Raw genomic sequence first — 11,592 nt, 5'->3', positions numbered from 1 at the left:
TAACTGATAGCGGCTGGCCCCCTGCCCGAACAGGGTTACCATAGGGGACGCTTGCCAAAGATGAATACCAGGGTACCTCTCATGAACATAATTTTTATCCTGATCCCCATCGCCATCTTGTTTGTAATCATCGCCGGGGTGGTGTTCTTCTGGGCCATTCGCTCCGAACAGTTTGAAGATCTCGACCGGCAGGGCTCCAACATCCTGTTTGATGAAGAGCAACCCGCTCGCAAACCCGCAAAGCCTGCTGACCATGACTCACAACCTTGATCTGGCCGGCGCCCTGCTGGTAGGTCTGGCAGGCTCGGCGCACTGTATCGGCATGTGCGGCGGCGTTTCTGCCGCGCTATCCATGGCCATCCCTACCAACAAGCAACACTTCTGGGGGCGGCTCGCTTATCTGCTCAACTATAACCTCGGCCGGATCCTGAGTTATGTGATGGCTGGCGCGCTGGTCGGTGGACTGCTGGCGACCACCAGCGAACTTGGCGCGGGCAAACACGCCATCGCCGGATTACGCCTAGTGGCAGCATTGTTGATGATTGCACTTGGCCTCTATCTGGCGGGCTGGTGGCAGGGAATCTTGCTGCTGGAACGGCTCGGCGCCAGGCTGTGGCCCCATATAAAACCACTGGCTGGCAAGTTCCTTCCCTTTTCCTCCCCGTTGCAGGCACTGCCGTTTGGCATGGTGTGGGGCTGGCTGCCCTGCGGGCTGGTCTACTCCATGCTGACCTGGAGTGCGGCAGCAGGCTCTGCCGCAGGCGGGGCGCTGACCATGCTCTTTTTTGGTCTCGGTACCCTGCCCACCTTGTTTGCGCTGGGGGGGCTCGCGGATCGCCTCAGATACTGGCTGACATTACGCAGTTTGCGCCTTGGCGGCGCCCTGCTGCTCATTTTGTTCGGGGCGCATACCCTGTGGGTTGGCATTGCTTCCTTTTGAAACCCTATCCAAAACGGATGAGTTGATGGTAAACTTGTTTGATATAAATCAATTATTCGTATGAGCCTATGATCCCGGAAAAGAAACCAGGCAGACGTATCCAGAGCGGTGGCTGTGCAATTCATTGCCAGGATTGCAGCATAAGTCAGCTCTGCATCCCCTTTACCCTGAACGAGAATGAGCTTGATCAGCTGGATAGCATCATCGAGCGTAAAAAGCCGATCCAGAAGGGTGAAGAGCTGTTCAAGGCCGGTGATGAGTTCAAATCCCTCTATGCCATTCGTTCCGGGACCATCAAGTCTTATACCATCACCGAGCAAGGGGATGAGCAGATCACCGCGTTTCATCTGGCAGGTGATCTGGTGGGTTTTGATGCCATTCACCGACAAGCACACCCCTCCTTCGCCCAGGCGCTGGAAACTGCCATGGTGTGCGAAATCCCGTTTGAAATACTCGACGATCTCTCTGGCAAGATGCCCAAGTTACGTCAGCAGATCATGCGGCTGATGAGCAATGAAATCATGGGTGATCAGGAGATGATCCTGCTGCTCTCCAAGAAAAATGCCGAGGAGCGGCTGGCTGCCTTCTTGCACAACCTGTCGGTACGCTTTTCCGAGCGCGGCTTCTCTGCCAAAGAGTTTCGACTGGCAATGACCCGAGGCGACATCGGTAACTATCTGGGTCTGACCGTCGAGACCATCAGCCGCCTGCTAGGTCGTTTCCAAAAATCGGGGCTTATCGGCGTCAAAGGCAAATACATCACAGTACTCGATCAGGTTGCGCTCGGTGTGATGGCCGGTGCGACCCGTCCTGCTTGCGGCTGATTTCGCCACCTTCCCCCTCTTTTCCTCTCTTTATCTGCCGGATCCTTTCCCCTGAATGTGATCCGGTACATTCCAGACCCCCTCCTCCTGCGCTAAGCTATAGAAGCTAAGATTCTGCTGTCATTGGACTTTTCCAAGGAGGAGAAGATGGTCAAATATCAAAATATTCTGGTGGTTATCAACCCGGAGGAGGAGCGTCAAATCGCCCTCGAACGGGCAGTGAAGGTCGCCGAGCTGGACGAAAATGCCCATCTGACCCTGCTGCTCACCATCTATGACTTCTCGTATGAAATGACTGCCATGCTGTCGGTAGACGAGCGGCAAGAGATGCGTCATGGCGTCATTTCACAACGACGTGAATGGCTGGATGAGATCCTCACCCCCTATCGGGCAAAGGGGATCGACTGTGAAGTGAAAGTGATCTGGCACAATCGCCCCTTCGAATGCATCATCCAGGAGGTGCTGGAGCAGCGCCACGATCTGGTGGTCAAAGCGACCCATCATCACAGCTTCTTGCAGACCTTTATTTTTACCCCGACTGACTGGCATCTGCTGCGCAAATGTCCCTGCCCTGTGCTGCTGGTCAAAGATGGGCTCTGGCGGCGGGATGGTAATATCATTGCCGCCATCAACTGCTCAAGCGACGACCTCGATCAGAAACTGCTCAACGAACGGATCACCCAGGAGGGGAGCGATATCGCCGAACTGCTGGGATCCAACCTCTATCTAGTGAATACCTACCCGGGAACGCCGGTCAATGTGGCCATCGAGCTACCGGAGTTTGATCCCAACGCCTACAACGAGGCGATCCGCAAACACCACGAAAGCCTGCTGCTGGCCCATGCCGACAAGTTCGGGATCGGTCATCTCTGGACCCGGGTAGCAGAGGGGCTGCCTGAAGAGGTGCTGCCGGACATGGCCGAAGATCTCAAGGCGACCCTGATGATCATGGGGTGTGTTGGTCGTACCGGTCTCTCTGCCGCCTTGCTCGGCAATACCGCCGAACATGTGATTGACCGGCTATCGTGCGACATTTTGATCCTCAAACCGGCCGATTACAGCTGCCCGATCGACAGCCGCCGCACGCAATCGTAACGCGCCTTTGCGCGAGGTATCTTGCCCTCCCCCGGGACATAGCTATAATAACGCGCTTATTTGTGTCCCGGGTTTTACGAGCATGCTAGAAGAGCTGAACGCCAAAGATAAATACAGTTTTAACAAACTGCAAAAGCGCCTGCGGCGCAACGTGGGTCAGGCCATTGCCGACTTCAACATGATTGAAGAGGGTGACAAGGTCATGGTCTGCCTCTCCGGCGGCAAGGACAGCTTCGGTATGCTCGACATACTGATGAGCCTCAAAGCCAGCGCCCCTATTCATTTTGATCTGATAGCGGTCAATCTTGATCAGAAACAGCCCGGTTTCCCCGAGCATGTGCTGCCTGAATACCTCGCCTCACTCGGCATCGAGTACAAGATTGTCGAGGAAGATACCTACTCCATCGTCAAGGATAAGGTTCCGGAAGGCAAAACCACCTGCGCACTCTGCTCACGGCTGCGCCGCGGTATTCTCTACCGCACCGCCCTGGAGCTGGGCTGCACCAAGATTGCCCTCGGTCACCACCGTGACGACATCCTCGAGACCCTGTTTCTCAACATGTTCTACGGTGGCAAGCTCAAGTCCATGCCGCCCAAGCTGGTGAGCGACGATGGCAAGAACGTGGTGATCCGACCGCTGGCCTACTGCAAAGAGAAAGATCTCATTCGCTATGCCGAGGTGAAATCCTTCCCCATCATCCCGTGCAACCTGTGCGGCTCCCAGGAGAATCTGCAGCGTCAGGCTATCAAGCAGATGATGCAGGATTGGGATCGCCGCTTCCCCGGCCGTATCGAAACCATGTTCACCGCCATTCAGGACGTGATCCCGAGCCACCTGCTCGATCACAAGCTGTTTGACTTCAAGAGCATCAACCGTGACTCCGGCATCATCGATGGTGGTGACAAGGCGTTTGATCCGCCCGAGCTGCCAAAAGCCCCGCTGCTGGACATCGACGAGATGGACATGCTGGATGTGATTGAAGTGCGCTAAGCCGCTATCACATGGCACACGCCACCCAATAAAAAAGGAGCGATTATCGCTCCTTTTTTGCTGTCTTGATGTGACTGTCGCTGACGTGACAGAGTCAGCGGCATCAGCCTTTGTGCAGCCAGGGGGTCAGTCGCAACACCTCGCCCTGCACGATCAGCTGCCCGGCGGCGAAGCCTGTCAGCTGCTCGTTGCTCAGTAGCAGCTGCCCATGCTGCCAGGGAAGCGCCTCTTGACGAGTGCCATCGTTGAGATACGCAGTGCCACTTGGTTCAACCAGTGCAATCCGCACCCCTGCCATCTTCGGCAAGAAGTGCTTGCCAACCATCCCCGCCATCTTCTCGAGCAGCAACTGCATTTGCTGCTGACGGGCCGCCAGCTCGTCCAATGGCAGCGCTGGCCCGACGGGCACATCTGCCATTACCTGCACCGCAAGATCGCAGCTCGCATGAGGCTCCTTGAGGGTGACCACCACGGTGCCTTTGTCGAGGTTCAAGTCATTATCAAATGGCAACCGTAGCTCGCTGTCTACCGTCACTTCGGCGGCCACCTGCTTATCCTGGGTGGACACCTGAGCAGAGACCAGGCCACAAAGCTGACCATTTTGCGGATCGGTCAGATAAAAGCCCAGCCTGGCGTGGCCAAACTCGCCCTTGGCAAAGGTCTTCATCTGGCTGTAGAAGGTGCTGTATTGCAGATCCAGCGTCGGCGCGGCCATCGCCACGGCTGGCAACAACAGACTGGCCAGCAGGGTATGGCGCACGGCCGAGGTCACTCCATAACGGGTCATTCAAGATCCTTTTGCATCATGCATTGAAATGGTTGGGGCCTTCTGTCACCTCATTGACCTCTACTCCCACTCCACAGAGATCGCGATAGAGGATCCCCTTGCAGTTAAAGTAGAGCGGTGCTACCCAGATAAGACCCAACCCCATGGGGATCAGCGCTACCAACAGCAGCACAGCCATCACGCTGTGAAACAGCACTATGCTGGGCCAACCGCGCACAAAGAGCTTGAGAGAGACCAAAATGGCCTGAGGTGGCGTCAGGCCACGTTCCAGCACCAGCGGTACGGTGAACACCAGCCCCATGCCGATCAGGGCCGAGGGAATAAAGGCCAGCACCGCTGGCAATCCCACCAGATCGAACAAGGGCCCGAACAGGCTGGTCAAGGCGCTGCCCAGCAGGCTCAACATGCCAAGACGCACAAAATGGCGGAAAAAGTCGAACACCTGATTCGCACGGGCCCGAACCCCGACCGCTTGCTGCAATCCCAACATATCGAGGGAGCTGGTCATGGGGGCCATGACAACGGTGATCAGGAGGCTTAGTAACATGGCCACATTCATCTGTTCATCGTCGCCGCCAAGATAGGGCAGCAGCAACGTATTGCTGAACAGGATCCAGATTGCCGTCACCCCGACAGTGGCCAGCAGCAGACCGAGTCCATTGCTACGGGTCTGTTTCCAACCCTCCTGGATGACTGCTTTTACATCAAGGCGATAACCCTGGTTCAGAGACTGCTCAAGGGAGCCGCCAATACGCATTTTATTACTCAATTGACTATCCAATATCGAAAACGATCAAATCAGGTGGCGCATTATAACGGTTTGGCCCGCTATTCGTAGCCGTTTTTCCTGACCACGCAGGGTGAAACTCGACGAAAAAGCCTTCGATTTCATACGCTCGCGGCATAGAACGTGGCCCTCTTTCAACCCGATGGCCACTGGCTGGGGTGAGACTGACGGATGATGAACAACCCACAAGTCATTGTTGCGCTGAACAATATCAGCAAAATATCCGATGGCAAGCGGATCCTGACCAAGCTTGACCTTGAGACCTATGACGGTGAGTCTCTTACCCTGCAGGGTTCCTCCAGCGATGGCCAGACCACTGCGCAAGCTGGCCAACAACACGGGCAACAAGATCTAGAGCGAGTGTTAGTGTGGTGTGGTAGAGGTGGACATGGGGCATACCGATCAGATTCAGAGTTGCCCCATTGTGAAGATATGGCAAAATAGGCGAGTTTATTGGGGATGACTGTGCAGTATCATCGGAACCACGAACGTCCGATTACGCTTCGCTAATCGAACCTACGACCCTATTATGTTTCTCTGGAGATATATGAGCGATAACCAAGACAACGAACTTCCCGACAGCAAAATTGAGGGTGCAATTAATGCCGTTACCGGATTAGTTAAAGCTGTGCCAGTTTATGAGGATGCACTTCAACCTGTTGCAAAAGAAACGGGGAAAGCACTTCAAACAGTAGGTAAGGCTGTAAATGCTGCGTTACTTCCTATTCGAGGCCTAGTGTGGGGAATTGAACAAATCGAGAGTTTTGTTCACACAAAAGTTGCGAAGAAACTCGAAAAAATCCCGGTGGATAATATTCAAACTCCCGACCCTGCTGTTGCTGGTCCTGCACTTGAGTCTCTGCGCTACACAGGTCATAAAGAATCTCTTAGTGAGCTATACGCAAACCTCCTTGCATCTTCTATGGATTCAGAGACAGCCATAAATGCTCATCCTGGATTTGTCGAAATTATTCGAAATCTATCGGCAGATGAAGCCAAGGTTCTTACATTTATATTTTCCCAAAAAGTTACACCACTCATTGATATTCGCCGAGAAGAAAAATCTGACAACAGTGGCGTTAACTTGCACGAATTTGTTGGCACAATCGCCAGCGACTCTGGGTGCGAGCATCTCAACCTCATTGGAAGTTATTTAATTAATCTTGAACGACTTGGGCTCATTGAATTAGACAAAGGAAGATTCCTGACTGCACCTGATGCATATACAAGAATCACAGATGATCCTGCGGTAAAATATATCATCGACACGCTCAATGATAGCCCTGATTTCAAAGCAGAGGTAGTGAAGTATTTTGCCAAATTAACTCAATTTGGCTATCAATTTGGACTGGCATGCATTGTAAGCAAAGGTTAAAACATAACTCTGCTTTACTACAGCTCACCTTACATAGCTGGCTTCTAGCCAAGCCTTCATCTGCCATTAGTCTATATGACTCCGTCCGGCGGTCGCCAAGGCGCTGGCTAACTAACTATAAAATCAATAAAGAGGGGTGTCAGGCTCTGCTGACACCCTTCCGGCTTCCTCCCCTGCACTTCTTCTCCCGCCTTTGCGATCGTTTTCACATTTCCGCTGTTTTGCCGTGGCCGTTTTTCGGGAAATGGCCTACCTTTGCAGCATAAAGCAACCGGTTGCGTAACCGGTTGCCCCGCGATTCACAGATTGACGGGCCAAGGCCTGATGAGGTGTTGTATGAAACGAGGCGTACTGCTCAATGCTCCCCTGAGTGCTCTGGTGGCACAAATTGGCCACACCGACGAGATCACCGTCTGCGATGCCGGCTTGCCCATTCCGGCAGGCCCGGAGCGGATCGATCTGGCGCTGATGGCGGGGACTCCCAGCCTTGAAACCGTAATGACCGCCCTGCTCACTGACTTGGTGGTGGAGAAGGTGATCATGGCGAGCGAGATCAAGCAGATCAGCCCCGTCGCCCATCAGGCGCTGGTCGATCAGCTTGAGGCCCATGCTGCCGCCCAGGGCAAGCCCATCGCCATCGAATACTGCCTGCACGAGGAGTTCAAGACCCGCTCCCGTCAGAGCAAAGCGATCGTGCGCAGCGGCGAGGTAACTCCCTACGCTAACCTGATCCTCTGCGCCGGTGTGGCGTTCTGACATTCTTCAAAGAAGGCCTCTTCAAGGAAGCTGCAAATGAGCACAACCTCCTCCTCGCCCCTTTCTCCCATTCTGGAGCTCACCGGGATCGTCAAGACCTTCCCCGGCGTGCGCGCCCTCGACGAAGCGGGTCTGCGGGTCTATCCCGGTCAAGTGATGGCCCTGCTCGGTGAAAATGGCGCTGGCAAATCCACTCTGATGAAGGTGCTGACCGGCATCTATCAGGCCGATGCGGGCAGCGTCAGCTACCGTGGCCAGCCGGTCCACTTCAAGGGCCCCCGCGACTCCCAGGATCAGGGGATCAGCATTATCCACCAGGAGCTGAACCTGCTGCCGGAGTTGTCGATTGCCGCCAACATTTTTCTGGGTCGCGAACCCCGTACCCGTTTTGGCAGCATCGACCACAAACAGCTGCGCGAGCGGGCAAGCACCCTGCTGGGCCGACTCGGCGTCAAACATGGGCCGGATACCCGACTCGGGGATCTCTCCATCGGCGAACAGCAGATGGTGGAGATTGCCAAGGCGCTGTCGTTTGATGCCAGCGTCATCATCATGGATGAACCCACAGATGCGCTGACCGACACCGAGACCGAGCAGCTGTTTGTGGTGATCCGCGAGCTGCGCCAGCAGGGCTGTGGCATCGTCTATATCTCCCACCGCCTCAAAGAGATCTTCCAGATCTGCGACCGGGTTACCGTGCTGCGCGATGGCAAATGGATCGGCGAGAAGGCGGTGAGCGATCTGGACGAAGACAAGATCATCGAGATGATGGTCGGTCGGCGGCTGGAGGAGCAGTACCCACGCCTCGCGCGCGAGCTCGGCCCCGTCAGCCTGCAAGTAAAAAATCTGACCGGCCCCGGCGTGCGCGGGGTGAACTTCTCCCTGCGTCAGGGGGAAATTTTGGGCTTTAGCGGCCTGATGGGCTCTGGCCGTACCGAGCTGATGAAGCTTATCTACGGCGCCAGCCCCGTCAGCGCCGGTGAAGTGGAAGTTGACGGCCACGGGCTGGTGCCTCGCAGCCCGGCCGATGGGCTGGCCGCCGGCATCGCCTATATCTCCGAAGATCGAAAAGGAGATGGACTGGTGCTGGAACTGTCGGTGCGGGAAAACATGAGCCTGTGCGCCCTCGGCGAGTTCATCAGCCACGGCAAGATTGACGGCAAGGCCGAGCGACAGGCGGTGAGCGACTATGTGCGCCTGTTCAACATCAAGACTCCGAGTCAGGATCAGCTGATCAAGCTGCTCTCCGGCGGCAACCAGCAGAAGGTGGCCATCGCCAAGGGGCTGCTGACCCGGCCCAAGGTGTTGATCCTCGACGAGCCGACCCGCGGCGTCGACGTGGGGGCGAAAAAGGAGATCTATCAGCTGATCAACCAGTTCAAGAAGGAGGGGATGAGCATCATTCTGGTCTCCTCCGAGATGCCGGAAGTGCTCGGCATGAGTGATCGCATCATGGTGATGCACGAAGGGCGCATCAGCGCAGAGTTCAACACCCGCGATGCCAATCAGGAGAAGCTGATGGCGGCGGCAGTCGGTAAACAGTGGCAAGCAGAGCAAGAGGCATCCCAATGACAACCCAAACCCTTTCCCGCCGTGGCGTCATGAGCAAGGCCTGGTGGATCGAGAACAAATCCCTGGTCGCCCTGCTGGTGCTGATTGGTGTGGTCTCCTTCCTGAGCCCCAACTTCTTCACCGCCGATAACCTGCTCAACATCCTGCGCCAGACCTCGGTCAACGCCATCATGGCGGTCGGCATGACGCTGGTTATCCTCACCGCCGGTATCGATCTGTCGGTCGGTTCTGTGCTGGCCCTGTGCGGCGCGCTGGCGGCGACTATGGTCGCCATGGAGCTGCCCATCGCGCTGGTGGTGCCTCTCACCCTGGGTGCCGGTGCCCTGCTCGGCGGCGTCAGCGGCCTCATCATTGCCAAGGGCAAGGTGCAGGCATTTATCGCCACCCTGGTCACCATGACCGCCCTGCGCGGCGTGACCATGGTCTATACCGAGGGGCGCCCCATCTCCACCGGTTTTAGCGAGGGGGCCGATCACTTCGCCTGGCTCGGTACCGGTTACCTGCTCGGCCTGCCGGTCCCGATCTGGTTGATGGCCATCGTCTTCCTGTTGGTCTGGTTCATGCTCAACCACACTCGCCTCGGCCGTTACATCTACGCCTTGGGCGGTAACGAATCTGCGACCCGCCTCTCAGGTATCAATGTGGATCGAGTGAAGCTGGCGGTGTATGGTCTGTGCGGCGCTCTCTCTGCGCTGGCGGGGCTTATCGTCACCTCCCGTCTCTCCTCTGCCCAGCCAACAGCAGGTATGGGTTACGAGCTGGATGCCATCGCCGCCGTGGTGCTGGGTGGCACCAGCCTGATGGGGGGTAAGGGCCGCATCATGGGAACCCTGATCGGAGCACTGATCATCGGCTTCCTCAACAACGCCCTCAACCTGCTCGACGTATCCTCTTATTACCAGATGATCGCCAAGGCCAGCGTAATTTTGCTCGCCGTGATGGTCGATAACAAAAGCAATCGATAACAACGTAACACCAGCCACACACAAGGAATGAAATGATGAAAAAGCTCAATACCCTGCTCGCTGCCGCCATCATGTCCGTGCTGGGCACTGCCCAGGCCGCCGATCAAACCCTGGCGATGGTGGTCTCCACCCTCAACAACCCCTTCTTCGTCACCATGAAAGAGGGTGCCGAAGCCAAAGCCAAAGAGCTGGGTTACGAGCTGGTGGTACTGGACTCCCAGAATGATCCGGCCAAAGAGCTCTCCAACATGGAAGATCTCACCGTGCGCAAAGTCGGTGCCATCCTGATCAACCCCACCGACTCCGAAGCGGTCGGCAACGCCATCCGTCTGGCCAACAAGGCCAACATCCCGGTGCTGACCCTGGACCGCGGTGCGGCGCAGGGTGAGGTCAAGGCCCACATCGCCTCCGACAACGTGGCCGGTGGCAAACTGGCAGGTGACTTCATCACCGAGAAGCTGGGTACCGGTGCCAAGGTGATCCAGCTGGAAGGGATTGCCGGTACTTCCGCCGCCCGCGACCGTGGCGAAGGCTTTGCTCTGGCAGTGGCCGCCAACAAGCTGCAGGTATTGGCTTCCCAGCCGGCCGACTTTGACCGCACCAAGGGTCTGAACGTGATGGAAAACCTGCTGGCGGCCCACCCGACCGTACAGGCGGTGTTTGCCCAGAACGACGAAATGGCGCTGGGTGCTATCCGCGCGGTACAGGCTGCCGGTAAAGAGGTGATGATCGTCGGCTTTGACGGCACTGATGATGGCAAAGCTGCGGTAGCCAGAGGTAAACTGGCCGCCACCGTGGCCCAGCAACCGGCACTGATCGGTGCCATTGGCGTTGAAACTGCCGACAAGGTACTCAAGGGTCAACCGGTGGAGAAATCCATCCCGGTGCCGCTGCAAGTGGTCAGCAAGTAATTGACATTGGGGAGGCTCGCCTCCCCTTTTTCCTCTCTATCGCGGTGCCTCCCGGCTTGGATTCACCCCAGCAGGTGTTCAAGCCAAGATGCATCAGGAGTAGTCAAAATGAATCGTCTCGTTGTTCTGGGCAGTGTCAATGCAGACCATGTGCTGCGCGTCCCCCACTTTCCCCGTCCGGGTGAAACCCTCACCGGTCACAGCTATCAGGTGGTCCCCGGTGGCAAGGGAGCCAATCAGGCGGTTGCCGCAGCGCGGCTCGGTGCCCCCGTCTCCTTTATCGCCCGCATCGGTGATGACGCCATCGGCCACCAGATGAAAACCGGTTTTGCCCAAGATGGCATCGATGTGAGCGCCGTCGAGCTCGACGACACCCTGCCCACCGGCATCGCCATCATCTATGTCAGCGATGAGGGTGAGAACAGCATCGGCATCTCTGCCGAAGCCAACGGGGCCCTCTCCCCTGCCGTTGTACAGCGCCATGAAACCCTGATCGCCGACGCCCATACCCTGCTGCTGCAGCTGGAAGTGCCGCTCGAAAGCGTATTCGAAGCGGCCCGTCTGGCCCGTGCCCACGGCACCCGGGTGG

At 56.6% G+C, this 11,592-nt stretch carries 14 protein-coding genes; 11 read left to right on the top strand and 3 right to left on the bottom strand.

Translation table 11 applies throughout. The features are described 5' to 3' along the window. Positions 1–81 precede the first annotated feature (81 nt). The 5 genes from ccoS to ttcA all read left to right on the top strand — a co-directional run bounded on the left by ccoS (position 82) and on the right by ttcA (position 3,850). A complete protein-coding gene (gene ccoS / locus CF137_RS21570) occupies positions 82–270 on the top strand; it encodes a cbb3-type cytochrome oxidase assembly protein CcoS (protein WP_101324841.1) in 189 nt (62 codons plus the stop codon). Beyond that, complete coding sequence (locus tag CF137_RS21565; protein ID WP_139721597.1) at positions 254–940, top strand: sulfite exporter TauE/SafE family protein; 687 nt, start codon at positions 254–256, stop codon at positions 938–940. Before ccoS ends, CF137_RS21565 begins: the two co-directional genes overlap by 17 nt. Before the next feature lie 68 nt (positions 941–1,008). Then, positions 1,009–1,764 carry an FNR family transcription factor gene (locus tag CF137_RS21560; RefSeq protein WP_042023353.1) on the top strand — a complete coding sequence of 252 codons (756 nt, stop codon included), beginning with the start codon at positions 1,009–1,011 and terminating at the stop codon, positions 1,762–1,764. A gap of 147 nt (positions 1,765–1,911) precedes the next feature. Further along, positions 1,912–2,859, top strand: a complete 948-nt coding sequence (gene uspE / locus CF137_RS21555; RefSeq protein WP_101317143.1) for a universal stress protein UspE — start codon at positions 1,912–1,914, stop codon at positions 2,857–2,859. 82 nt (positions 2,860–2,941) lie between these two features. Then, positions 2,942–3,850 carry a tRNA 2-thiocytidine(32) synthetase TtcA gene (gene ttcA, locus CF137_RS21550; RefSeq protein ID WP_042023349.1) on the top strand — a complete coding sequence of 303 codons (909 nt, stop codon included), beginning with the start codon at positions 2,942–2,944 and terminating at the stop codon, positions 3,848–3,850. Between the two features lie 103 nt (positions 3,851–3,953). Here ttcA and CF137_RS21545 read toward each other — a convergent pair whose 3' ends face one another. The 3 genes from CF137_RS21545 to CF137_RS22040 are packed head-to-tail and all read right to left on the bottom strand — an operon-like array spanning position 3,954 to position 5,763. Further along, positions 3,954–4,637 carry a DUF2987 domain-containing protein gene (locus CF137_RS21545; protein WP_139721595.1) on the bottom strand — a complete coding sequence of 228 codons (684 nt, stop codon included), beginning with the start codon at positions 4,635–4,637 and terminating at the stop codon, positions 3,954–3,956. 16 nt (positions 4,638–4,653) lie between these two features. Continuing rightward, the gene (locus CF137_RS21540) at positions 4,654–5,394 is read right to left on the bottom strand and encodes a DUF2189 domain-containing protein (RefSeq protein WP_162516010.1); all 741 of its coding nucleotides are present in this window, start codon (positions 5,392–5,394) and stop codon (positions 4,654–4,656) included. 36 nt (positions 5,395–5,430) lie between these two features. After that, on the bottom strand, positions 5,431–5,763 hold the full coding sequence (locus tag CF137_RS22040; RefSeq protein WP_162516009.1) for a hypothetical protein: 333 nt from the start codon (positions 5,761–5,763) through the stop codon (positions 5,431–5,433). A gap of 208 nt (positions 5,764–5,971) precedes the next feature. On the opposite strand from CF137_RS22040, the gene CF137_RS21530 reads away from it, so the two are divergent. From CF137_RS21530 to CF137_RS21505, 6 genes are all read left to right on the top strand, one after another. Then, entirely contained in the window at positions 5,972–6,799 is an 828-nt protein-coding gene (locus tag CF137_RS21530; RefSeq protein ID WP_162516008.1) for a DUF4393 domain-containing protein, read from the top strand. Between the two features lie 336 nt (positions 6,800–7,135). Continuing rightward, entirely contained in the window at positions 7,136–7,555 is a 420-nt protein-coding gene (gene rbsD, locus CF137_RS21525; RefSeq protein WP_139721588.1) for a D-ribose pyranase, read from the top strand. A 36-nt stretch (positions 7,556–7,591) separates the two neighbouring features. Beyond that, the gene (gene rbsA, locus CF137_RS21520; RefSeq protein ID WP_139721585.1) at positions 7,592–9,127 is read left to right on the top strand and encodes a ribose ABC transporter ATP-binding protein RbsA; all 1,536 of its coding nucleotides are present in this window, start codon (positions 7,592–7,594) and stop codon (positions 9,125–9,127) included. Next, on the top strand, positions 9,124–10,092 hold the full coding sequence (rbsC, locus tag CF137_RS21515) for a ribose ABC transporter permease (RefSeq protein WP_101317159.1): 969 nt from the start codon (positions 9,124–9,126) through the stop codon (positions 10,090–10,092). Before rbsA ends, rbsC begins: the two co-directional genes overlap by 4 nt. Positions 10,093–10,127: 35 nt before the next feature. Then, a complete protein-coding gene (gene rbsB / locus CF137_RS21510; protein WP_042023335.1) occupies positions 10,128–11,003 on the top strand; it encodes a ribose ABC transporter substrate-binding protein RbsB in 876 nt (291 codons plus the stop codon). 108 nt (positions 11,004–11,111) lie between these two features. Next, positions 11,112–11,592 (top strand): PfkB family carbohydrate kinase (locus CF137_RS21505; protein WP_240038588.1); only part of this gene is annotated, 481 nt, incomplete at its 3' end.

This window comes from Aeromonas sobria, from assembly GCF_006243315.1.
GTDB classification, from domain to species: Bacteria; Pseudomonadota; Gammaproteobacteria; order Enterobacterales; family Aeromonadaceae; genus Aeromonas; species Aeromonas sobria_A.
The sequence above is the reverse complement of the archived record's forward strand: the minus strand, read 5'-3'. Positions and strand labels throughout refer to the sequence as shown.